This is a genomic window from Sphingobium sp. Z007, assembly GCF_900013425.1.
Classification (GTDB): domain Bacteria; phylum Pseudomonadota; class Alphaproteobacteria; order Sphingomonadales; family Sphingomonadaceae; genus Sphingobium.
Window position 1 is genome coordinate 370,775 of sequence record NZ_FBXK01000005.1, and the last position, 21,655, is coordinate 392,429.

Sequence of the window (21,655 nt, forward strand, 5' to 3'; positions counted from 1 at the left end):
GCAACAGGTGCATGAGGCGGATATGATGGCACACGGACAGGACGATGACGGAATCGTCGAGGGCTATTGGGACATAGATGCGCTGACGGCGGCGCTGGGTGCGGCGCGCAGCCGCTGGCGACAGGCGCAGCAGCATCATGCCGAATATGGCGCGGAGGGTTTCCCGTCACGCGACAATCTGACCAAGATCATGCAGTCGCTCTGCGGCGCGCTGTTCCCCCTACGCCTTGGCCCCAGCTTCGTGCGCCTCCATAACGAGGATGCCTATGTCGCCGAAACGCTGCAAACGGTGCTCAGCCGCCTTTACGGCCAGATTCGCCTGGAACTCATCTATGCGTTGAAAGGCGAGCCGGCGGACGCGGTGGATCGGGAGGCAGCGCGCATCATCGCCGCCTTCGCCCGGAGTCTTCCTGCCTTGCGCACACTGCTCGATACCGATGTGGAAGCTGCGTTCCTGGGCGATCCCGCCGCGCGCAGCGTGGACGAGGTGCTGATCTGCTACCCCTCCATGCTGGCGATCATTCATCACCGGCTGGCGCATCGCCTGCATGAACTGGGCGCTCCGCTGGTCGCGCGGATCATGTCGGAAATCGCCCATGGCAAGACCGGGATCGACATCCATCCCGGCGCGACCATCGGCCAGTCCTTCTTCATCGACCATGGCACCGGCGTCGTCATCGGCGAAACCGCGATCGTGGGCGACCGGGTACGGCTGTATCAGGGCGTGACGCTGGGCGCGCGCAGCTTTCCGGCCGATGAGAAGGGCGCGCTGGAAAAGGCCCTCCCGCGTCATCCGATCATCGAGGATGACGTGGTCATCTATGCCGGGGCGACGATATTGGGCCGGATTATCGTCGGCAGCCGCTCGGTCATCGGCGGCAATGTCTGGCTGACTGACAGCGTGCCGGCCGACAGCAATGTGCGCCAGGCCAAGGCGCAATATGAGGTCACGAGCCGCGCCCATGTCTCCGCCCCGCACCGCGTGCATGCGATGCTGGAAAGCACGGATGGGGTGGGGGAGAATATTTAGCCAACATCCGTTCGTTTCGAGGGAACAAGATTGCTTACAGCATGATGACACTGATCTGACCCACCCCGTTCGTGCTGAGTAGGGGCTGAGCCCTTCGACTGCCTACTTGCAGCAGGCGCTCAGGATAAACTTCACCATAGGTGAAGTCGAAGACCCGTAGCGAAGCATCATGCGCCGCGCGCAATCCTTCGATACGCCATTTCGACTGCGCTCAATGGCTACTCAGGACGAACGGATTAAAGCAAGTTCATCCTTATCGTCCCGCGCAGCTATCCCCGTCGCCCGCCACCAGATCCAGGCAACGCCCGTCAATCTCGCTCTTCGCCACCGGTAGCCCGATCAGCGCCGCCAGCGACGGCATGATGTCCACCGTCTCCACGCCCAGCGGCTGCTCGAAATGCTGCATCCCCTTGCGCCAGAACAGGATCGGCACGCGGCGATCGGTATCCCAGGGCGACCCATGGGTGGCGACCGATCCCATCGTCGCCTGTTCCGGGATCGACATGACGCGCGGCTTCAACAACAGCAGCAGATCGCCCGACCGCTCCGCATAGAAGCTGGCGCGCGCCTCCTGGATCAGGCTCCAGCTTTCGGGCGGGCCGGAGGGGGAGGGGGTGGCGGCAATCTGCGCCTTGGTGAACACCGTCTCGACCTGCGGGTGCGCGCGCAGCAGCTTGAGCGCTTCGGCCTCGACGCGCGCGCGCTGAGGCGCAGTCAGCCCCTTGTCGAAATAGAGGTCGCCCGACGGCCCGTCGCCCCACAGCACTTTCTTGCCCGGCAACCCCGCCTTGTCGGCGATGGCGGCATTCAATGCCTTGGGCGTCAGCGCCATGTCGACGCGCTGCTCCATCGGCATGGCGTTCAGGCGATGACGTTCGGGCAGGTCATGGCCGCCATGGTCCGCGGTCAGCACAACCACATAATCGATGCCGTCTTTGTCGAGCCGATCGAAGAAGGCACCCAGTTCCCGATCGAGCCGATCGACCTGGATACAGCTTTCCGTGCCTTCGGTGCCGTATGTGTGGCCGATATAGTCGGTCGCCGACAGGCCGATCGAGATGATATCGGTCTGCGCCTGCTTGCCCAGGTCCATAGTCTCGATCGCGGCGGCGGCAAAGGCCAGTGTCATCGCGTCCTGTTCGGGCGAGATGCGGAACGCCTTATAATCGCCCGCCGCACGCGCGAAACGGCCGGTGCCGACGGTCCTGTCGCCCGCCCGCACCGGGAAATCCTTCGACACGCACTGGGCGGGCAGTTCGAAGCCTGGATTGGCTTGCGCCAGACGCTGCGCCATGGCCGCGTTCACCTTGGCGACCAGCGGCGGGGTGGCGATCCCCTTATAGCTGACATAGCCCTGCGGCCCGCCCAGCCACCACACATGGTCGGCAGTCGGCCCGCCCATCATGATCGCGGCGCGATCCTTGCCCGCGACCGATACGACGCGGGTGGCGGGGTTGGCGATCTTCATCCGGCCGCCCAGCGTCGGCACCTTCAGGTGGATTGGGGACGCTTCATATTTGTCGCTGCTGCTGCCGGACACGCTCTCGTCCTCGGCGCAATAGATGGTCTTGTCTTCGCGCGCAGTGCCGAGGTCGAACCAGTTGTTGGCGATGATGCCGGTGCGCGACGGGCGGCTGCCGGTCAGGATGGTCGAGTGGCCGGGGCAGGTTTCGGTCGCGGCATGGCTTTGATAGCCGCGAGGAAAGACGGCGCCATCGCTCGTCAGGCGCTTGAGGCCGCCGCTATAATATTGGCGATATTCGCTGAACAGATCGGCGGAAAACTGGTCGATGCTGATCGCGACGATCAGCTTTGGCGGAGTAGCGGGCGCGGCGGCCGGAGTCGGAGTAGGCTGCTGAGCCGCCAGCGGCATGGCGGTGGCGATCAACAGGGCGGCGGCGACTGTCTTCAACATCTACTGTACCTTCTCCAGCCTTGACGGCGAACGCCCCCGGACCTAGCCCGCTCACACTCACCAGACCAGAGGCCCGATGCGGATTTTTCAAGTCATATTGATGACGCTGGCATGGCTGGCTGCTCTTTCCCCAGCGCATGGGCAGGGGGCGTTCGGCGGCGGCCCGGCACATATCGCCGCGCAACTGGTCGCCGAAAGCGCAGCGCCCCGGCCGGGCGAAGGCACGACCATCGCCTTCGCCATGATCCCGCAACCCGGCTGGCACGGCTATTGGGAAAATCCCGGCGACGCGGGTCTGGGCATGACCGTGGACTGGACATTGCCCAGGGGCGTCAGCGTCGGCCCGCTGCGCTATCCCGTGCCCGAAACGCTGTTGATCTCCGGCCTGATGAACCATGTCTATGAAGGCCCCTATGGCGTGCTGGCGAGCCTAAAGGTCGCGCCCGATGTCGCGCCCGGCACCCGCTTGGCCGTGCGGGCGAAGGCGCAATGGCTGGCCTGCACCGACAAGGTGTGCGTGCCCGAAAGCGGCGATCTGACGCTGGAATTGGTCGCGGGCGACGGTGCCGTGTCGGCGGCCGACCGGACACGCTTCGACGCCTGGCGCACCCATCTGCCCCGGCCGCTGGGATCGCAAGCGAGCTACGCGATCAAGGACGGCAAGCTGCGCCTGTCGGTGCCATTCCCGGCCAGTGCGCAGGCGCGCGACATCCACCTCTTCCCGCTGGCCGAGGGGCTGGCCCGCTATGCCGCGCCGCAAACGGTAACGCGCGATGGCGACACGCTGCTGATCGAGACGGACGCGACCGAGGGCGGCAAGGGCAGTAGGCTACAGGCCGTACTGCGAACCGGCGACCATGTCGGCTTCCTGCTGACTGCGACGCCCGGCGAGGTCGCAGTCGCATCGGGTAGCGACCAGTGGGGCGCCATTTTCGCCGCACTGGGCGGCGCGCTGCTGGGCGGGCTGCTGCTCAACATCATGCCCTGTGTCTTCCCGATATTGGGCCTTAAAGCGATGAAGCTAGCGAAGGCCGGCGGCGATGAGCGGACCGTGCGACGGGAGGCGCTGGCCTATACGCTGGGCGTGATCCTCACCTGTCTGGCGCTGGGCGGCGGGCTGCTCCTTTTGCGTGCGGCGGGCGGCGCGGTCGGCTGGGCGTTCCAGTTGCAGGACCCGCGCATCATCCTGGCGTTGCTGCTGCTGGTGACCGGCATTGCCTTCAACCTCGCCGGCCTGTTCGATCTCAGCGCCTATGGCGGCGGCGAGGGGCTGGCGGGGAAGGGCGGCGTCGCGGGTTCCTTCTGGACAGGCGCGCTGGTCGCCTTCGTTGCGACACCTTGCACCGGGCCGTTCATGGCCGCGGCGATGGGCGCGGCGCTGCTGCTGCCCCTGGCGGCCGCGCTCGCGGTCTTCGCCGGACTGGGGCTGGGACTGGCGCTGCCATTCCTGCTGCTCGCCTATGTGCCGGCGCTGCGCAAAGGATTGCCTAAGCCCGGTGGCTGGATGGGGCGTTTCCAGAAGATCCTCGCCATCCCGATGTTCCTGACCGCGCTCGGCCTCGCATGGTTGCTGGGCCAGCAACGCGGCGTGTCGGGCATGACGATCGGCTTGGCTGCGGCGCTGTCGCTGGCGCTCATCCTCTGGTGGTTAGGCGGTCGCCAGCGGCTGGGCAAAGGCGGCGGCTGGATCGCCGCGATTGCGGGCCTCGCCCTGCTGGCTGGCGCGGCTTACGCCCTGCCGACCAGCGCGGCCGCGGCGATCGAAAAAGGCGATTCAACTGTCCATTTCGATGTCGCAAAACTCGCCGAACTGCGCGCCGCCAACAAGCCGGTGTTCCTCTATTTCACCGCCGACTGGTGCCTGACCTGCAAGGCGAACGAGGCTGCCGCCATCGACCGCGCCGAAACCCGCGCCGCCTTCGACAAGGGCGGCGTCACCGTCATGGTCGGCGACTGGACCAATGCCGATCCCGCCATTACCCGCTTCCTCGAAGGGCAGGGCCGGTCCGGCGTCCCCCTCTACCTCTTCTACGCGCCGGGCAAGGACGCGCAAACCCTGCCGCAACTCCTCACCCCCGCCACGCTGACGGCGCTGGTGCGCTGATGGCCAAGATTCGCGCCGACCAGTTGCTCGTCGACAGCGGTCTTGCTGAAAGCCGCGCCCGCGCGCAGGCGCTGATCCTTGCCGGCCTCGTCTTCCTGGGCGACCGCAAGGTGGAGAAGGCGGGCCAGCAGGTGCCCGAAGGCACGGAACTGGACGTGCGCGGCCGCGACCATCCTTGGGTGTCGCGCGGCGGCGTCAAGCTGGCCCATGCGTTGGAGGAATTTGCCATCGACGTCACCGGCTTCGTCGCCATCGACGTCGGCTCCTCCACCGGCGGCTTTACCGACGTGCTGCTGACCAAGGGCGCGGCGAAGGTCTATGCGGTCGACAGCGGCACCAACCAGCTCGCCTGGAAAATCCGCTCTGACGATCGCGTCATCGTCCATGAACAGACCAGCGCCCGCATCCTGACTGATGCGCATATCCCCGAAGCCGTCGACATCATCGTTTGCGACGCCAGCTTCATCAGCCTCGCCAAAGTGCTGGAAAAGCCGATCACATTCGCGAAACCCGGCACCCAGATGATCGCCCTCATCAAGCCCCAGTTCGAAGCGCGGCGGGAAGAAGTGGGCAAGAATGGCGTGGTGCGGGATACCCTCGTCCACCAGCGCGTTTGCGCAGAGGTTCAGGACTGGGCGCAGGCGCAGGGCTGGACCGTCGCCGGCCTGACGCAAAGCCCCATTACCGGCCCGCAGGGCAATGTCGAATTTCTCCTCTACGCCCGTCTTGGTGGATAATGGACGTATGTTCGTTCCAAACCCTACTGTCATAAGGTGCAGCCCAAGTCCGATTGTGCCGCTAGCAAAGGCTCGTTACCCCCTCATCATGCGCCCTATCGTCCCCGTCCTCCTGCTCGCCATGTCCCTGTCCGCTTGCGGTGGGGAGAAGGAAAAAAAGCCCCGCGCCGTGCCCTTGGTGGAGGTGCAGCCGATCGCGTCGGACAGCTTCACTGACAATCTGGAAGCGGTCGGCACTGCGCTCGCCAATGAACAGGTGGTGCTGTCCGCGCCAGTGACCGAACGGATCGAGGCGCTGAATTTCGCCGATGGCGGCTATGTCGCCAAGGGACAGGTGATCGCCCGGCTGGCGGTGGGCCAGGAACAGGCCGAACTCGCGTCGGCGGAGGCCACCGCCTTGCAGGCGACCCAGCAGCTCCAGCGCATCCAGGCGCTCAAGTCGCGCGGCTTCGCCACCGGCGCGACGCTGGAACAACAGGTCGCGCTCGCCAACGCGGCCCGCGCCAATGCGCAACTGGCCCGCGCCTCGATCGGCGACCGGGTGATCCGCGCGCCCTTTTCCGGCTGGGTTTCCCTGCGCACCGTATCCCCCGGCGCGATCGTGACGGCCGGCACCGCGATCGCCACCGTCAGCGACATCAGCCGCATCAAGCTGGACTTCACCATTCCCGAAACCCGGCTGGCGATGATCCGTGAAGGGATGACGATAAGGGCTGTTTCCGCCGCCTGGCCCGACCGGCCGTTCAACGGCACGATCGCCACCATCGATCCCGTGATCGATCCCGCTACCCGCGCAGTGCGGGTGCGCGCACTCCTGCCCAACCCCGACAAGGCGCTGAAACCCGGCATGTTGCTGACCGTCAGCGTGCTGGCGCGGCAGCGCCAGTCGCTGTCCGTGCCGGAACTGGCGCTGGTGGGCGATGGCGATGATCGCTTCGTCTTCGTGGTCGAGGATCGCAAAGCGAAGCGGGTCAAGGTCGATACCGGCATCCGGCAGGATGGCCGGGTCGAGATATTGGGCGGGCTCAAGGCGGGGCAGCACGTCGTGACCGAAGGCGTGGTCAAGCTGACCGACGGGGCGACCGTGCGGTTGCCCGGCGACAAGCCAGAACCGCGGCCCAGGGACGGTTCCGGCAAGGCTGCTCGCTGATGCAGCTATCTGATCTTTCAGTCCGCCGCCCGGTCTTCGCCGCGGTCGTCGCGGTGCTGATGTGCATCGTCGGCGTCGTCGGCTGGATGAGCCTGTCGGTGCGCGAATATCCCGATACCGACCCGCCGATCGTATCGGTCGAAACCAGCTACACCGGCGCGGCCGCATCGGTGGTCGAAACCCGCATCACCCAGCTGATCGAGGATGCGGTTGCCGGCGTGCAGGGCATCCAGACGATCACGTCCACGTCGCAGGACGGCACGTCCAACATCAATATCGAATTTGATCCCTCGCGCGACATCGACACCGCCGCCAACGACGTGCGCGATCGCGTGGGATCGGTGGTGGAGGATCTGCCCGAAGACGCGCTGGCGCCGGAAATCCGCAAGGTCGATTCGGACGCGCGCGCTATCCTGTTCCTCGCCTTCTCGCGCCCCGGCTGGACGCCGATCCAGATCAGCGACTATCTCGACCGCAATGTGGCCGACCGGTTCGCCGCGATCGATGGCGTCGCCCGCGCCAATATCAGCGGCGAGGCGCGCCCTTCGACCCGCATCTGGTTCAACGCCGAAAGGCTGGCCGCATTTGGCCTGACTCCGGCGGACGTCGAAGCGGCGCTGCGCAGCCAGAATGTTGAGTTGCCCGCCGGCCGTTTCGAATCGCGGGACCAGAACCAGACGCTTCGGGTGGAAAGGCCTTTCGCCACGCCGGACCAGTTCGCGCAGCTCGTCGTGGGTCGGGGGACGGATGGCTATCAGGTGAAGCTGGGCGACGTTGCCCGGATCGAGGAAGGCGCCGAAAACCCCTATAGCAGCTTCCGTTCCAACCAGGGGACGGCGATCGGCATCGGCATTATCCGTCAGTCCGGCGCCAACACGCTGGAGGTCGCGCAAAAGGCCAAGGCGCTTATCAAGGAATTGCAGCCGACCCTGCCGCAGGGGATGCGGGTCGCCATCGGCACCGACGAATCGCTGTTCATCGAGCGCGCCATCGCCAATGTCTATGACACGCTGATCGAGGCGGCGCTTCTGGTCATACTCGTCATCTTCCTGTTCCTGGGGTCGGTGCGCGCGACGATTATCCCGGCGATCACCGTGCCGATCTGCCTGCTCGCGACGTGCGCGGTGATGTGGCTGCTGGGCCTGTCGATCAACCTGCTGACCCTGCTCGCCTTTGTGCTCGCCATCGGTCTGGTCGTCGATGACGCGATCGTCGTGCTGGAAAATGTCTATCACCGCATCGAACAGGGGGAAGACCCGCTGGTCGCCGCCTATCTTGGCACGCGGCAGGTCGGCTTCGCCATCATCTCGACTACGCTCGTCGTCTGCGCCGTCTTCGTGCCGGTCATGTTCCTGGCCGGGCAAACCGGCCTCCTGTTCCGCGAACTCGCCATCGCCATGATCGCTGCGATCGCCTTTTCCGGCTTCATCTCCTTGAGCCTCGCGCCGATGCTCTGTTCCAAGCTGCTGAAAAATGCCGAACGCGGCCGCCTCGCGCGCTGGATCGACGATCGGTTCCAGCGGCTGGAACATGGCTATGCCCGCTGGCTCGACCGCGCGATCGGAAAGCCGTTGCTGCCGCTGCTGGGCGTCCTGCTGTTCCTGGGCGTCGCTGGCTTCTTCTTCACCCGTCTGCCAAGCGAACTGGCCCCGGCCGAGGATACCGGCGTGGTCGAAGCGCAGATCACAGCGCCCGAAGGCACCGGCTTTCCCCGGATGATGGCCTATATGAAGAAGATCGAAGACGATCTCGCCTTCCTGCGCAAGGACGGAACGCTCCAGAATCTGGTGATCCGCACACCGGCCGGGTTCGGTTCGACCGACGACTATAACGGCGGCAACGTCATCGCCTTCCTGCGGCCATGGGAAGACCGGACCATCACCACGGCCGAGGTCGCGACCATCGTCAACAAGGTGATCGCCGACCAGCCCGGCGTGCGCGGTAATGCCGCGCCGCGATCGGGGCTGGGGCGTGGGCGCGGGCTGCCGGTCAACATCGTGCTGGCTGGCTCCACCTATGAAGGGCTGGTCGCCGCGCGCGACCGGATCATGGCCGCCGCCGCGGATTATCCCGGCCTCATCAACGTCGATAGCGATTATAAGGAAACCAAGCCGCAGATGCGGATCGAAACGAACCTCGCCCGCGCAGGCGATCTGGGCGTGTCGGTCAACGACATCAGCCAGGCGCTGCAAAGCCTGCTCGGATCACGGCGCGTCGGCACCTATGTCGACCGGGGCGAGGAATATCGCGTGCTGGTGCAGGCGGAGGAGGAAGGGCGCCAGACCGCGGCGGATCTCGACCGCATCAACGTCCGCTCCCGCAGCGGCGCGCTGGTCCCGCTGTCGACGCTGGTGACGCTGCGCGAAGTCGCCGGGCCGCGCCAGCTCAACCGCTACAACAAGCTGCGCGCCATCACCCTGACCGCGGCCCTCGCCCCTGGCACCTCGCTGGGGCAGGGCCTTGCCTTCCTGGAGGATCAGGCGCGCCAGTCGCCCGAAGTGCTGGCGATCGGCTATCGCGGCGAAAGCCAGTCGCTGCGCGAAACCGGCGGGTCGATCTGGCTGGTCTTCGGCCTCACCATCCTGATCGTCTATCTGCTGCTCGCCGCCCAGTTCGAAAGCTTCATCCACCCCGGCGTCATCATCGCCACGGTGCCGCTGGCCGTGGCCGGCGGCGCGCTGGGGCTGGCGATCACCGGCGGGTCGATCAACCTCTACAGCCAGATCGGCATCGTCATGCTGGTGGGTCTGGCGGCCAAGAACGGCATCCTGATCGTGGAGTTCGCCAACCAGTTGCGCGATGAGGGGATGGAAATCCCCCCAGGCCATTCGCGAAGCCGCCAAGCGCCGCCTCCGCCCGATCCTGATGACATCGATCGCGACCGTGATTGGCGCGGTGCCGCTGGTCATTCGCGGCGGCGCGGGGGCGGCGGCGCGGCATTCGATCGGGACGGTTGTGGTGTTCGGCGTCAGCCTTGCGACCCTCATCACCCTGTTCCTGATCCCGATCTTCTATTCCCGCGTTGCCAAGCGGACACTTTCTCCGCAAACCGTTGGCCGCAAGCTGGATTCGGCGCTCAAGGATTCGCCCGATCCCGCCGAATAACAGGCTTTTTGGAGCTGCGTTGCCGATGAACGAGATTGCGTCCCCCGGTCAGTTGCGTCTTGCCTATCTGCGCTGGGCGCTGGTGACGGTGCCGGCGATCGTGGGTTTAGGATTCCTGTCGGGCCGCCTCGCCAATAGCGGCTATGGCAATCGCTGGTTCGACGCGCTCGAAAAGCCCGCGCTGATGCCGCCGGGCTGGGCATTCGGTGTCGCCTGGACGATTCTCTACGTCATGATGGCGCTGGCCTTGGCGATCGTGCTGCACGCCCGCGGGGCGAAGGGGCGGGGCGGGGCGATCGCCCTGTTCCTGGTCCAGTTGCTGCTTAACCTGTGCTGGTCGCCGCTTTTCTTTCGCGCGCATCAGGTCGGGAGCGCGCTGGCGCTGATCCTCATCCTGGTCGTGCTGGTGGCCGTAACGACCGCGCTTTTCTGGCGCATTCGCCGTTTCGCCGGGGTGCTGTTGCTGCCTTATCTGGCGTGGCTGGCCTTCGCTTCCTTCCTTAACTATGAGATCGGCCGCCTGAACCCCGACGCGGCGACCCTTGTCGCTCCCGCGCTCAAGACCCAGATATAATTTACAGGCGCGCCGATCGCGCCGCACAGAGGATGAAGCCAATGCAGAGCGAAAACCGCTTTTTCGACGATCTCGCCAAGCTGGTGAATGGTGCCGCCGGCACCGTGGCGGGCATGGGCCGCGAATTCGAAACCAACGCGCGCGAGCGGGCGAAGGAATGGATCGGCGGCATGGAATTCGTGTCGCGTGAGGAATTTGATGCGGTCAAGGCGATGGCCGCCACAGCGCGGGAGGAAGTTGAACTGCTCAAGGCGCGGCTCGACGCGCTGGAAGGCAAAGCCGGCGAACCCGTCACCAAAACCGTCAAGGCGACCAAGCCCAAGCCGACGGACCCGGTCTGATCCTGCTCCATCCTAGCGTCTGTCTTTTCACGGTGGGCGGTGATAAGGCGCGCCGATGATGGATAGTGACGAATTTGAACATGGCGGCGGGGAAGCCGCGCCGATCGACATGCTGGCGGCCTATTTCGAAGCGCATGGATGGACGTTCGAGCAGGTGGGCGAGGACGAGATCGTTGCGAACACGCAGGGTTCGTGGGCGCAATATGAGCTGCGCGGCATCTGGCGCGACGAGGATCAGGTGCTCCAACTGCTGGCGCTGCCCGATATCCGCGTGACGGAGGAAAAGCGCGGCACCATCTACGAAACGCTGGGCCTCATCAACGAGCAGCTGTGGCTCGGCCATTTCGAACTTTGGTCGTCAAGCGGCATCATCCTGTTTCGCCACGGCGCGCTGTTGGGCGCGGGCGGCACCCTGACGCTCGATCAGGCGCAGTTGCTGGTCGAAACCGCGATCGATGAATGCGAGCGTTTCTATCCGGTGTTCCAGTTCGTGCTATGGGGCGGCAAGTCGCCGGCGGAGGCGATCTCCGCCAGCCTGATCGAAACCCGAGGCGAGGCCTAAGGCGGTGACGCAGCCCGCTGCCAATCATCCTTTCCCCGATCATCTCTTTTTGGTCGGCTGCGGCAATATGGCGGGGCAGATGCTGTCTCGCTGGCTCGACTGCGGCCTCGATCCGGCGGGCGTGACGGTGCTGCGCCCCAGCGGCCGGCCAGTGGCCAATGGCGTGGCGGTTATGACCGACTATCCGGCCGCGCTGCCCGCCGGAACGACCGTGTTGTTGGGGATGAAACCCTATCAGATCGCCGATGTCGCTAAGGCGTTGGCGCCGCTTTGCGCGGCCGACACGCGCATCGTCTCGATCCTGGCCGGTACGACGCTGGCCGATCTGCGCGCCCGTTTTCCCGTTGCCCATGACATCGTGCGCGCGATGCCCAATTTGCCGGTCGGGCTGGGCGAGGGCGTCACGGCGCTGTTCACCGACGCGGCGACCACGGCGCAGGCCAAGGCGGACGTCGCTGCGTTGATCGAACCGCTGGGCCTTGTCGAATGGATCGCCGACGAAGCCCTTTTCAATCAGGTCACGGCGTTATCGGGCTGCGGCCCCGCTTTCCTCTTCCGCTTCATCGACGCGCTGGCGCGGGCGGGCGAAGCGATCGGCATTCCCGCCGATCAGGCCGCGCGCATGGCGCTGGCGACGGTGCGGGGGGCAGCCAATATGGCGGCCCATGCTGATGTCAGTCCTGGCGCGCTGGCCGATCGCGTCGCCAGCCCCGGCGGCATGACGCGGGAGGGGTTGAATGTCCTTGACGCCGACGACCGGTTGCTGGTGCTCCTCACCGATACACTGGTTGCCGCCCGCGACCGCGGCGAAGCGATGGCGCGCGGCGCATAACGGCGTTTCGAGGTGGCGGCTTTTGCGCTAAGGCGCGCACTAACCGACCCCGGAGTCCTTTATGCTGTCCCCCGATACCCCCATCCTGCTACTTACGACCGGCGGCACGATCGACAAAATCTATTTCGACGCCCTGTCCGACTATCAGGTCGGCGAAACCGTGATGGCCAAGCTGTTGGAGGTCGCGCGGGTCAAGCGCCCCTTCCGCATTGAGGAAGTCACGCGCAAGGACAGTCTGGAACTGGACGACACGGATCGGGCGCTGATCTACGCCCGCGTCGCCGCGGCGGCGGAACATCACATCGTGATAACCCATGGCACTGACACCATGACAGAAACGGCCACGCAACTGGCCGGGATCGAAGGCAAGACCATCGTGCTGGTCGGCGCGCTCGCCCCCGCGCGCTTCGGGGAGAGCGACGCCAGTTTCAACCTAGGCATGGCCTTCGCCACGGCGCAGGTGGCGGAACCGGGCGTCTATATCACCATGAGTGGGTCGGTCTTCCGCGCCGACAAGGTGGTCAAGGACCGGGCCAAGGGCGCCTTCGTGCCACTATAATCAGGCGATGCTATAAAATGAGGCACGTCGTCCCTGGGCGATGTCCGGCAATCGCAGGAGAGGAATAGATGAAAGCCATGGTTCAATGGCGCACACTAGGTTCGTTGCTGTCGCTCGTCGGACTGGCAGGCTGTGCCGCCGCGCCCGGACCGTCCGACTTTTCGACCGCGCCGTCCGCCCGCTATGTCGCCATGGGCAGTTTTTTCGCCGCCGGGCCGGGCGTCACCGTTTCGGCGGATAGCCCCGCCACGCGCTGCACCCGGTCGCGCGATAATTATGCGCACCAACTCGCGCGGCTACGCCATCTCGATCTGGTCGACGTCAGTTGTGGCGGTGCCACGACCGCACACCTGCTTGGATCCTGGAAGGAACTGGCGCCGCAACTGGACGCGCTGACACCGGACACGGCATTGGCCACAATCACTATCGGCGGTAATGACGTCAGCTATGTCGGCTATCTGTTCGCGGAAGAGTGCAAGGGAACAGAGGGCCGAACCGATCTTACAAAAGCGGCCGCCATGTGCAAAGCGATGGCGGCGCAGCAATCATCCGGTTCGGTTCCGACTGCCCCCACGGATGCGGCTTGGGCGAAACTGGCTGACGATATGGACCGGATCGCGGTAGAGGTTCGCCGGCGTGCGCCACGGGCGCGGCTCATTTTCGTCGACTATGTGACCTTGGTGCGGTCGCGCGCGCTATGTCCGTAGGTGCCCCTGTCGGCGCAAGCGGTCGCCACCGCGCGGATGACGGCAGACCGTCTGGCGCAGCTAACTACGGAAGTGGCGAAGCGCAATGGCGCGGATGTGCTGCGCGCGTCGACATTGTCGCGCGCGCATGATGCCTGCGCCAACCAACCCTGGTCGAACGGCTTCGTCGCGCGTCCGGGCGTTGATCCTTTCACGCCCTATCATCCCAATCTGACGGGCATGACGGCGATTGCAGGGGCACTGGATCGTCAATTGGAACGCTGACTTGCCGACCGTTTGCGCCCGTTAATGGCGCCATGACAGGCCAAAAAAAGGGGGCGTTCCAATCGATCGGAACGCCCCCTTTTATTTACCGTTCAACCGTGGGCCTGATCAGCCTTCGACCTTGGCATATTTGGGCGCTGCTTCGTTCAGGATGCGCAGGATTTTCTTGAGTGCGGTCGGCTCGTCCGTCTCTTCCATCGCGGCCAGTTCGCGGGCCAGGCGGCTGGACGCCGCTTCGAAGATCTGGCGTTCGGAATAGCTCTGTTCGGGCTGGTCGTCGGCGCGGAACAAGTCGCGGGTCACTTCGGCGATCGATACCAGGTCGCCCGAATTGATCTTCGCTTCATATTCCTGGGCGCGGCGCGACCACATGGTCCGCTTGACCTTGGGCTTGCCCTTCAATGTTTCCATCGATTCCTCCAGCGTCTTGTTGGAGGACAGCTTGCGCATCCCCACGCCTTCGGCTTTATTGGTGGGCACGCGCAGCGTCATGCGCTCTTTTTCGAAACGGAGCACATACAGCTCCAACTCCATGCCCGCGATCTGCTCCTTTTGCAGTTCGATCACACGGCCAACGCCATGCTTGGGGTAAACGACATAATCACCAACGTCAAAGGACAGCGCTTTGGCAGCCATTTGATACCTTTCCAATTCGACCGGGGGACGGGCCGTCGCGGGGGCAGATGTGCAAGAGACATAAGCCGGAAAGTCCACGGCGCCACCGTCAAGACATGAAGCGTATTCTCCAAGGACGGACAGGGGGATGTCCGACCGTTGGAGTGCTATTTAGCAGATTCGTAACAAAATTACCACCCCCGGACATAGTGGCCGGGAGTGTGGGGCGAAACGGGGCGTTGGGTGGACGGCGAGGGCCGCCCGGATCAGTTGCCGGAGCCAGGCTCGGGCGAGAAAAATTTCTCCAGCTTGCCTTCCACGCCGTTCATCTCTTCGGCGTCGGCGGGCGCTTCGCCCTTAACCGTGATATTGGGCCATTCGGCGGAGAATTTCGTATTCAGCTCCAGCCATTTTTCCAGGCCGTTCTCGGTATCGGGCAGGATCGCCTCGGCCGGACATTCCGGCTCGCACACGCCGCAATCGATGCACTCGCTGGGGTTGATGACCAGCATATTCTCGCCCTCGTAGAAACAATCGACAGGGCAGACCTCGACGCAATCCATGAATTTGCAGCGGATGCAGTTGTCGGTCACGACATAGGTCATTGTCAGGGCACTCTTGGCTTGGAAAAACGCCGTCCTGCTATGCTCAGCCACGCCGAAGGTCAATGAGGATATTGTTGTCCGGTGTTTAGGGCCGGTTTGGCCGGGCGAATGACCGAAGTTCACACCGTCGCAGGGGGACATCGTCCGCGGGTTTCGGGCCACCGCGTGACGCTATCCCTGATGGTGTGCGCTCACTCCCCTACGGTCAGCTCGTCATAGCAGCTCTGCGCTTCGGGCGCCGGTCCGCGGCGGGTGGGAAGCTGGATCACCCGCACCACGCGCACGCCTTCTTCGCCATGGGGGAAGGTGATGAGGTCGCCGGCGCGCACCGGCGCGTGGGCGCGTTCGATGCGGCGGCCGTTCAGACGGATATGGCCGGTTTCCGCCAGCTTTTGTGCGTTCGACCGGCTGGAACATAGCCGGACGAACCACAGATATTTATCGATGCGCAGGCTCGGCCCATGACCGATGCCGGTCATCGGATCAGCCATTGCGGCCGAGCAGGTCGGCTAGCCCCGCAAAGGCGTTGTTGGCCGGGGCCGGGCTGCTGCGATGCGCAGGCGCGCCGGCGCGGTCGCGTTGCTGGCGCTCTCCGCTGGACTTGGCGCCAGCGGGTTTTCCGCCACCGCGCTTGCCCTCATTGGGCTGGCCATCGCCCTGCTTGTCGACGCGGCGGGGGCCGCGCGCTTGTTGCGCGCGTTCGGGCCGCGGCTTCTGTCGGCCCTTGAACACCCAGTTCGCCGCGCTGACGGCGGGCGCGTCGGCGCTCTCGGCTGGCTCTTCGCCTTCGGTCGCTTCGACGGCTTCGATGACCTCTACAGGTGCCGGGGCGGGGGACTCCACAGGGCGGAAGCCCGCCAGACGCATCAGTTGCAGGAAGGACGGTTCGGACAGGCCCAGCGACACGATCTGCGGGCTGACATGGGTGAAGGCTTCGTTCTTCGCGATGGCTTCATGCGCGGTGCGGGCCATGCGTTCGGCCATGTCGATGCGCAGCATCTGCTCGCCAAAGCCGCGGAAGCCGGCGATGCGCGCGCCCATCTGTTCGAATTTCTCGCCCGCCGGAATCAGGGTGAGGCCGGGGCCGGGCAGCGGCAGGCAGGGCTTGCCGATGCGCGCGGCCAGCAGGGCGGAGCGCCAGCGCGCCGCGCCAGGCTTCAACAGGCCGGGATGATAGATGTCGAGCACGCCGATATCTATGCCCGCCTTGCGCAGCAGATGGCGCTGATCCTTGTCGAGATGGCCGAGCGCCGAATCGAGGTCGATGCGCGCGATCACACCGCCCGCATCGCCCAGTTGCGCGAATACGGCGCGGACAACGGCGGGCGTTTCGGGATCGGCGGCGCTTTCGCTCATCTTGACCAGGGGGAGGAGATGCTTCTGCTTCTGCGCTTCGACCCAGGCGGCCAGGCGCGTGGCGACCTGCTTCTGCACATCCTGATCCAGGTCGAGAATGGCTCGATCCAGCCGAATTTCGGGCGCAAGCAGGGTCGGTCCCGCCAGCAGCGACGCCACCGGCGTTTCGCCCCAGGCGATGCGTGGGGCCTGTCCCGCTTCGTCCATGAGCGCGAAATCCGTATCCACAGCGCTCACCAGTTCGTCTGCCTTCACTCGCAATACCTTTCCAAGCCGCCGTTCCGCGGCCGCCAGCAACATCTTTCGATCCTGATGTCGCGTAGCGGGATCGACCGAGAATCGGAAGCCGTCAAGTTTTCCGATCGTCTCGCCATCGACACAGACGCTCCCGTCCGGCTCCACGATGACCGGCAGGTTGCTGGCATTCTGCCCGATGTCGCGCAGCAGGACGGAGGTGCGCCGGTCCACGAAACGCTGCGTCAACGCAGCGTGGAGGGCGTCGGACAGCTTTTCTTCCAGTGCGCGTGTGCGCTCCGCCATCTCTGCCGGATATTCCAGCCAGTCGGGGCGATGGGCGATATAGGACCAGGTCCGCGCCGCCGCGATCCGGCCCGAAATCGTGTCGATGTCACCTTGCACCGAATCGAGTCGCGCGAGATTCTGGGCGAACCAGTCGCGGGGAATGTAGCCATTGCCTTCCGATAAAAAGCGCCAGATGCGGCTGACGGCGCGGGCATGATGGTCCGCGCCCAGCTTCTGGAAATCGGGCAGGCTGCATGCAGCCCAGAGCCGCTCGACCTGGCGCTTGGTCCGCACCCGCTCGATCACCAGCGGGTCTTCGGCCAGCCGCTTGAGCACGGCCAGGTCCACCGCCTGAGGCGCGGCGCGCAATTGGGGGCGGTCGGGGCGCTCCTCCAGGTCGGCGATCAGCAGGTCGAGCCGGTCGGTGCGCGGCGTGCCGTCGCGCCAGAAGAGTTGTTCGATCGGCGGGAAACGATGCGCCTCGATCGCTTCGATCTCTTCGGGGGTAAAGGCGGCGTCGCCATCTTCGCCGCCCAGGCTGCCGAAGGTGCCGTCCTTATGATGGCGGCCCGCGCGCCCGGCGATCTGCGCCATTTCGCTGACGGTCAGGCGGCGGGTGCGGCGGCCGTCGAACTTGCGCAGCGAGGCAAAGGCGACATGGGCGACGTCGAGGTTAAGCCCCATGCCGATCGCGTCGGTCGCGACCAGATAGTCGACATCGCCGTTCAGGAACATCTGCACCTGCGCGTTGCGGGTGCGCGGGGAGAGGGCGCCCATCACCACCGCCGCGCCGCCGCGAAAGCGCCGCAGCATTTCGGCGACGGCATAGACTTCCTCAGCGGAGAAGGCGACGATGGCGGAGCGTTTGGGCAGGCGCGAGAGCTTCTTCGCCCCGGCATAGGAGAGGGTGGAGAAGCGCGGGCGGCCGATGATGTCGATATCGGGGACGAGCGATTTGACGACCCGGCTGATGCTGGCGGACCCCAGGATCATCGTTTCCTCCCGGCCGCGGGCGCGCAGCAGCCGATCGGTGAAGATATGGCCGCGTTCCGGGTCCGCACCCAGTTGCGCTTCGTCCAGCGCGACGAAGGCGAAATCCTTCAGGCCGTTTGTGGTAACGTCCGTGTTCCCTGGGCCTTGGCTGATCGGCATCGATTCGGCGGTGCAAAGAAAGTAGCGTGCGCCCGCCGGCACGATTTTTTCCTCGCCGGTAATGAGCGCCACCTGCGCCGGTCCCTTAATCGCGACCACCCGATCATAGACTTCGCGCGCCAGCAACCGTAGCGGAAAGCCCATCATGCCGCTCGAATGGCCGCACATGCGTTCGACGGCGAGGTGAGTCTTGCCGGTATTGGTTGGACCCAGGACGGCGGTGAGGGAAGAACGGGCGAACTGGGCCATGGCCGCCTATGTCGGGCAGGCGGGGGCGATGGGCAAGGGGATTTGCAAGTTCCGCTGGTTATCGCGCGCCCATCGGGTCGCTGGCACGGTTCGCCGCACCTTCGGCCTTCATGCGAAGGTCTTTATTTGACTTTAACCCTGTGCGTTCACAACAGTCCCGCCCACGCATGGCGCGGGGGACGTTGCCAATGCAGCAATGCTGACGCAGCAACGACAAAAAGCCTTTGGGGTCGCGGGTTTGTTTCAGGAAAGCCAGTTCGGGTCGCAGCAGGGCGGCGCATCCATGTCGCTATGGATGGCCGATGCGCTGGGCCATGCGCCCGTGGCGGCACCCAAGCACTGGCGCGCCCGCGTGCGCGACTGGGCCGACGAGGTCGATCTGGTCCCGGACCTTGCCGAACGGGTCGGCAGCCGCACGTGGTTCCGCGGCTTATTCACCTGTTTCGGCCTGTGCGCCACCGCCCTCTATCTTTCCCCCGGTTTCCAGCCGATTCCCGGCCTGCCCGGCGCGCGGCTAAGCGACGGGCATTATGACGAAGTGCGCAGCCAGATGATCACGCCGCTGGCGCTGGGCGCGGACAGCGGCCGGCATATGGGCGCGACCGACGCGGTGCAGCCGCTGCGCGAGACGCCGGAGCGCCCGCAGATTGAACTGAGCGCCCAGATCGGCAGCAGCGACACGCTCCCCCGCGCCCTGTCGCGGGCCGGGGTCAGCAGCGGCGACGTGGCGACCATCACGTCCATGGTCGGCGGCGACATCAGTGGGGGCGTGAAGCCCGGCACCCGGCTCGACATCATCCTGGGCCGTCGCGCCAGCCGCGATCGGCCCCGTCCGCTCGACAAGCTGGCCTTCCGCGCGCGGCTTGATCTGGCGCTGGAACTGGCGCGCGCGGGCGGCGTGCTGTCGGTCAAGCGCATCCCCATCCGCGTCGACAACACCCCGCTGCGCATCCAGGGCGTGGTCGGCGACAGCATCTACCGCTCGGCCCGCGCGTCCGGTGCGCCGCCCAAGGCGGTGCAGGCCTTCCTGCGCGTGATCGCGGGGCAAGTCGACCTGGGTGGTATCGGCGCTGGCGACCGTTACGACATCGTCACTGAATACCGCCGCGCCGAAACCGGCGATGTGGAGGTGGGCGACCTGCTCTATGCCGGGCTGAAGCGCGCGCGCGGCAAGTCGGTCGATATGCTCAAATGGACCAGGGACGGCCGCACCGAATGGTTCGAGGCGTCGGGCGTGGGCGAGCGGCGCGGCGTGCTGTCCGCCCCGGTCGCGGGACGCATGTCATCGGGCTATGGCGCGCGGCGTCACCCGATATTGGGCTATACGCGGATGCACGCGGGCATTGATTTCGCGGCCCGTTATGGATCGCCCATCTATGCCGTGACCGATGGCATCGTCGCCTATGCCGGGCGGCATGGCGGCCATGGCAATTATGTCCGCATTCAGCATGGCGGCGGCCTCGCCACCGGATACGCCCATATGAGCCGGATCGCCGCGGCGCCGGGCCAGCGGGTGCGGCGCGGCCAGGTGATCGGCTATGTCGGGTCCACCGGCCTATCGACCGGGCCGCATCTCCATTACGAACTCTATCGCAACGGCGCGACCGTCAATCCGCTGTCGGTGAAGTTCACCACCACCGCGCAGCTGGCGGGGGCGGAACTGGCGGCGTTCCGGGCGCGGCTGGCGCAATATCAGGGACTGCGCGTGGGCATGCATGAGGCGTTCGCGCAGAAGGCGGCGGCGACTCCGGCGGCAAGCGGAAAATAAGCGGCTTTTCGCGCATCGTCCGCTCGGCTAACGCGCGGCGATGACTGGTTCCATCACCGCCATCCTGCTTGCGGGCGCGCGCCCGATCGCCGATCCGCTCGCCACAGCCGCCGGGGTGCCGGTCAAGCCGCTGGTCCCGGTCGCGGGCGAGCCGATGATCAACCGCCCCGCGCGCGCACTGCTTGGTCACCCCGCGATCGGGCAGGTGATCGTGCTGACGCAGCGGCCCGACGTCTTTGCCGCCGATCCCGCCACCGCTTGGCTGGCGGATCATCCGCGCGTGCAGTTCGAAACGGGGGGGCAGGGGATCGCCTCCTCGCTGCTGGCGCTACTGGAAGGGGGCGAGGTGCCGTTCCCAATCCTGCTGACCACGGCGGACCATGTGCTGCTCGACCAGGCGATGCTCGACCAATTTGTGGGCGAGGCAACCGGCGCGGACATCGCCGTCGCCATGGTGGAGCGCGCGACATTGCTGGCGCGCTATCCCGATTCGCGGCGTACCTGGCTCAAATTCCGCGACGGCTGGTGGTCGGGCGCGAATATCTTCTGGTTCGGCAGCGACAAGGCGCGCCCCGTCATCGCGCTGTGGCAGGAGGTGGAGCAGGACCGCAAAAAGGGCTGGAAGATATTGGCCGCATTCGGACCGTTCGCCTTGGTGGGTGCGCTGCTGCGCATCCTGACCCTGCGGGGCGGCATCGCGCGGATCGGGCGGAAATTCGGTGTCGTCGCGCGGCTGGTGGCGATGGACAGCCCGGAAGCGTGCATCGACGCGGACAAGCCGGCGGATGTGACGCTGATCGAGGCGATTTTGCGGGGTAAAAGTAATTCCCTCGTCCGTTCGGGTTGAGCCTGTCGAAGCCCTGTACTTTTTTGAACGGAAAAACAGCGGTCGTCGACTGCCTGCTTGGGCAGGCATCAGGAGAGCCCTTCGACAGGCTCAGGGCGAACGGTCCTTTGCGTTCGGTTTACTTCCGAAAACTCTCCGCCGCGGCGCAGGCGAGCGCGTCGGCGCGTTCGTTTTCCGGGTGACCCGCATGGCCCTTGACCCATTGCCAGGTCACCTGATGGGGGGCGATCGCCTTGACCAGCAATTGCCAGATTTCGACATTCTTGACGGGCTTGTTGTCCGCCGTGCGCCAGCCGCGCTTCTGCCAGCCGAATATCCATTTGGTGATGCCGTCCATCACATATTTGCTGTCGGTATAGATGATTACCTTGCACGGCTTTTTCAGCATGTTCAGAGCCTCGACGGCCGCCATCATCTCCATGCGGTTGTTGGTCGTCTGCGGCTCGCCGCCGGAAATCTCCTTTTCCTTGTCGCCAAAGCGCAGAACCGCGCCCCAGCCGCCAGGGCCGGGATTGCCCTTGCACGCGCCATCGGTGAAAATCTCTACGGTGGGGAGGTCGGTCATTAATCAGAAAACCTATAATCCCGTTCGCCCTGAGCCTGTCGAAGGGCTTTCCTTCCTTCAAGGGCAGAAAAGGGCTTCGACAGGCTCAGCCCGAAC

General features: G+C 65.4%; 20 protein-coding genes and 1 pseudogene. 15 read left to right on the forward strand and 6 right to left on the reverse strand.

The features are described 5' to 3' along the window. Nucleotides 1-25: 25 nt before the first annotated feature. A complete protein-coding gene (gene epsC, locus CEQ44_RS09730; protein WP_088184778.1) occupies nucleotides 26-1,030 on the forward strand; it encodes a serine O-acetyltransferase EpsC in 1,005 nt (334 codons plus the stop codon). Nucleotides 1,031-1,283: 253 nt separating this feature from the next. Here the strand turns inward: epsC and CEQ44_RS09735 are convergent, their stop codons facing one another. After that, nucleotides 1,284-2,945, reverse strand: coding sequence for an alkaline phosphatase family protein (locus CEQ44_RS09735; protein WP_088184722.1), 1,662 nt, complete (start codon nucleotides 2,943-2,945; stop codon nucleotides 1,284-1,286). A 76-nt stretch (nucleotides 2,946-3,021) separates the two neighbouring features. Here CEQ44_RS09735 and CEQ44_RS09740 point away from each other — a divergent pair, with 76 nt between their 5' ends. The 11 genes and pseudogenes from CEQ44_RS09740 (at nucleotide 3,022) to CEQ44_RS09790 (ending at nucleotide 13,880) form a co-directional block, all read left to right on the forward strand. Then, complete coding sequence (locus CEQ44_RS09740; protein WP_088184723.1) at nucleotides 3,022-5,049, forward strand: protein-disulfide reductase DsbD; 2,028 nt, start codon at nucleotides 3,022-3,024, stop codon at nucleotides 5,047-5,049. After that, entirely contained in the window at nucleotides 5,049-5,786 is a 738-nt protein-coding gene (locus tag CEQ44_RS09745; RefSeq protein WP_088184724.1) for a TlyA family RNA methyltransferase, read from the forward strand. The genes CEQ44_RS09740 and CEQ44_RS09745 overlap by 1 nt, the downstream gene beginning before the upstream one ends. 88 nt (nucleotides 5,787-5,874) lie before the next feature. Continuing rightward, a complete protein-coding gene (locus CEQ44_RS09750) occupies nucleotides 5,875-6,936 on the forward strand; it encodes an efflux RND transporter periplasmic adaptor subunit (RefSeq protein WP_088184725.1) in 1,062 nt (353 codons plus the stop codon). Then, nucleotides 6,936-10,041, forward strand: a pseudogene (locus CEQ44_RS09755) (efflux RND transporter permease subunit). Before CEQ44_RS09750 ends, CEQ44_RS09755 begins: the two are co-directional and overlap by 1 nt. A gap of 25 nt (nucleotides 10,042-10,066) precedes the next feature. Next, on the forward strand, nucleotides 10,067-10,615 hold the full coding sequence (locus CEQ44_RS09760) for a TspO/MBR family protein (RefSeq protein WP_088184726.1): 549 nt from the start codon (nucleotides 10,067-10,069) through the stop codon (nucleotides 10,613-10,615). A 41-nt stretch (nucleotides 10,616-10,656) separates the two neighbouring features. Further along, nucleotides 10,657-10,956, forward strand: a complete 300-nt coding sequence (locus tag CEQ44_RS09765; RefSeq protein ID WP_088184727.1) for an accessory factor UbiK family protein — start codon at nucleotides 10,657-10,659, stop codon at nucleotides 10,954-10,956. A 55-nt stretch (nucleotides 10,957-11,011) separates the two neighbouring features. Beyond that, nucleotides 11,012-11,518 (forward strand): YbjN domain-containing protein, encoded by a 507-nt coding sequence (locus CEQ44_RS09770; protein WP_088184728.1) that lies wholly within the window; start codon nucleotides 11,012-11,014, stop codon nucleotides 11,516-11,518. A gap of 4 nt (nucleotides 11,519-11,522) precedes the next feature. Beyond that, nucleotides 11,523-12,350, forward strand: a complete 828-nt coding sequence (gene proC / locus CEQ44_RS09775; protein ID WP_088184729.1) for a pyrroline-5-carboxylate reductase — start codon at nucleotides 11,523-11,525, stop codon at nucleotides 12,348-12,350. A 61-nt stretch (nucleotides 12,351-12,411) separates the two neighbouring features. After that, entirely contained in the window at nucleotides 12,412-12,909 is a 498-nt protein-coding gene (locus tag CEQ44_RS09780) for an asparaginase domain-containing protein (RefSeq protein ID WP_088184730.1), read from the forward strand. 68 nt (nucleotides 12,910-12,977) lie between these two features. Beyond that, entirely contained in the window at nucleotides 12,978-13,616 is a 639-nt protein-coding gene (locus tag CEQ44_RS09785; RefSeq protein WP_088184731.1) for a GDSL-type esterase/lipase family protein, read from the forward strand. Between the two features lie 36 nt (nucleotides 13,617-13,652). After that, on the forward strand, nucleotides 13,653-13,880 hold the full coding sequence (locus tag CEQ44_RS09790; protein ID WP_140419359.1) for a hypothetical protein: 228 nt from the start codon (nucleotides 13,653-13,655) through the stop codon (nucleotides 13,878-13,880). Nucleotides 13,881-13,988: 108 nt separating this feature from the next. Here the strand turns inward: CEQ44_RS09790 and CEQ44_RS09795 are convergent, their stop codons facing one another. The 4 genes from CEQ44_RS09795 to CEQ44_RS09810 form a co-directional block, all read right to left on the reverse strand. Further along, the gene (locus CEQ44_RS09795; RefSeq protein ID WP_007709832.1) at nucleotides 13,989-14,516 is read right to left on the reverse strand and encodes a CarD family transcriptional regulator; all 528 of its coding nucleotides are present in this window, start codon (nucleotides 14,514-14,516) and stop codon (nucleotides 13,989-13,991) included. Between the two features lie 245 nt (nucleotides 14,517-14,761). Further along, a complete protein-coding gene (gene fdxA / locus CEQ44_RS09800) occupies nucleotides 14,762-15,100 on the reverse strand; it encodes a ferredoxin FdxA (RefSeq protein WP_088184733.1) in 339 nt (112 codons plus the stop codon). A gap of 191 nt (nucleotides 15,101-15,291) precedes the next feature. Continuing rightward, nucleotides 15,292-15,579 carry an RNA-binding S4 domain-containing protein gene (locus CEQ44_RS09805; RefSeq protein ID WP_088184779.1) on the reverse strand — a complete coding sequence of 96 codons (288 nt, stop codon included), beginning with the start codon at nucleotides 15,577-15,579 and terminating at the stop codon, nucleotides 15,292-15,294. Nucleotides 15,580-15,583: 4 nt separating this feature from the next. Beyond that, the gene (locus CEQ44_RS09810) at nucleotides 15,584-18,379 is read right to left on the reverse strand and encodes a helicase-related protein (RefSeq protein WP_088184734.1); all 2,796 of its coding nucleotides are present in this window, start codon (nucleotides 18,377-18,379) and stop codon (nucleotides 15,584-15,586) included. Here CEQ44_RS09810 and CEQ44_RS25030 point away from each other — a divergent pair. The 3 genes from CEQ44_RS25030 to CEQ44_RS09820 all read left to right on the forward strand — a co-directional run bounded on the left by CEQ44_RS25030 (nucleotide 18,378) and on the right by CEQ44_RS09820 (nucleotide 20,994). Further along, nucleotides 18,378-18,509, forward strand: coding sequence for a hypothetical protein (locus CEQ44_RS25030; RefSeq protein ID WP_254913842.1), 132 nt, complete (start codon nucleotides 18,378-18,380; stop codon nucleotides 18,507-18,509). The two genes, CEQ44_RS09810 and CEQ44_RS25030, sit on opposite strands and share 2 nt — an antisense overlap. A gap of 66 nt (nucleotides 18,510-18,575) precedes the next feature. After that, complete coding sequence (locus tag CEQ44_RS09815) at nucleotides 18,576-20,147, forward strand: M23 family metallopeptidase (protein ID WP_088184735.1); 1,572 nt, start codon at nucleotides 18,576-18,578, stop codon at nucleotides 20,145-20,147. Nucleotides 20,148-20,187: 40 nt separating this feature from the next. Continuing rightward, nucleotides 20,188-20,994: a nucleotidyltransferase family protein gene (locus CEQ44_RS09820; RefSeq protein WP_088184736.1), complete on the forward strand. Its 807-nt coding sequence runs from the start codon at nucleotides 20,188-20,190 to the stop codon at nucleotides 20,992-20,994. Between the two features lie 118 nt (nucleotides 20,995-21,112). Here the strand turns inward: CEQ44_RS09820 and rnhA are convergent, their stop codons facing one another. Continuing rightward, entirely contained in the window at nucleotides 21,113-21,559 is a 447-nt protein-coding gene (rnhA, locus tag CEQ44_RS09825; protein WP_088184737.1) for a ribonuclease HI, read from the reverse strand. Nucleotides 21,560-21,655: the final 96 nt, after the last annotated feature.

Coding starts and splice junctions, on each gene's coding strand:
- epsC (WP_088184778.1), top strand. CDS start 26: ATGGCACACGGACAGGACGATGACGGAATCGTCGAGGGCTATTGGGAC.
- CEQ44_RS09735 (WP_088184722.1), bottom strand. CDS start 2,945: ATGTTGAAGACAGTCGCCGCCGCCCTGTTGATCGCCACCGCCATGCCG.
- CEQ44_RS09740 (WP_088184723.1), top strand. CDS start 3,022: ATGCGGATTTTTCAAGTCATATTGATGACGCTGGCATGGCTGGCTGCT.
- CEQ44_RS09745 (WP_088184724.1), top strand. CDS start 5,049: ATGGCCAAGATTCGCGCCGACCAGTTGCTCGTCGACAGCGGTCTTGCT.
- CEQ44_RS09750 (WP_088184725.1), top strand. CDS start 5,875: ATGCGCCCTATCGTCCCCGTCCTCCTGCTCGCCATGTCCCTGTCCGCT.
- CEQ44_RS09760 (WP_088184726.1), top strand. CDS start 10,067: ATGAACGAGATTGCGTCCCCCGGTCAGTTGCGTCTTGCCTATCTGCGC.
- CEQ44_RS09765 (WP_088184727.1), top strand. CDS start 10,657: ATGCAGAGCGAAAACCGCTTTTTCGACGATCTCGCCAAGCTGGTGAAT.
- CEQ44_RS09770 (WP_088184728.1), top strand. CDS start 11,012: ATGATGGATAGTGACGAATTTGAACATGGCGGCGGGGAAGCCGCGCCG.
- CEQ44_RS09780 (WP_088184730.1), top strand. CDS start 12,412: ATGCTGTCCCCCGATACCCCCATCCTGCTACTTACGACCGGCGGCACG.
- CEQ44_RS09785 (WP_088184731.1), top strand. CDS start 12,978: ATGAAAGCCATGGTTCAATGGCGCACACTAGGTTCGTTGCTGTCGCTC.
- CEQ44_RS09790 (WP_140419359.1), top strand. CDS start 13,653: ATGACGGCAGACCGTCTGGCGCAGCTAACTACGGAAGTGGCGAAGCGC.
- CEQ44_RS09795 (WP_007709832.1), bottom strand. CDS start 14,516: ATGGCTGCCAAAGCGCTGTCCTTTGACGTTGGTGATTATGTCGTTTAC.
- fdxA (WP_088184733.1), bottom strand. CDS start 15,100: ATGACCTATGTCGTGACCGACAACTGCATCCGCTGCAAATTCATGGAT.
- CEQ44_RS09805 (WP_088184779.1), bottom strand. CDS start 15,579: ATGACCGGCATCGGTCATGGGCCGAGCCTGCGCATCGATAAATATCTG.
- CEQ44_RS25030 (WP_254913842.1), top strand. CDS start 18,378: ATGGCCGCCTATGTCGGGCAGGCGGGGGCGATGGGCAAGGGGATTTGC.
- CEQ44_RS09810 (WP_088184734.1), bottom strand. CDS start 18,379: ATGGCCCAGTTCGCCCGTTCTTCCCTCACCGCCGTCCTGGGTCCAACC.
- CEQ44_RS09815 (WP_088184735.1), top strand. CDS start 18,576: ATGCTGACGCAGCAACGACAAAAAGCCTTTGGGGTCGCGGGTTTGTTT.
- CEQ44_RS09820 (WP_088184736.1), top strand. CDS start 20,188: ATGACTGGTTCCATCACCGCCATCCTGCTTGCGGGCGCGCGCCCGATC.
- rnhA (WP_088184737.1), bottom strand. CDS start 21,559: ATGACCGACCTCCCCACCGTAGAGATTTTCACCGATGGCGCGTGCAAG.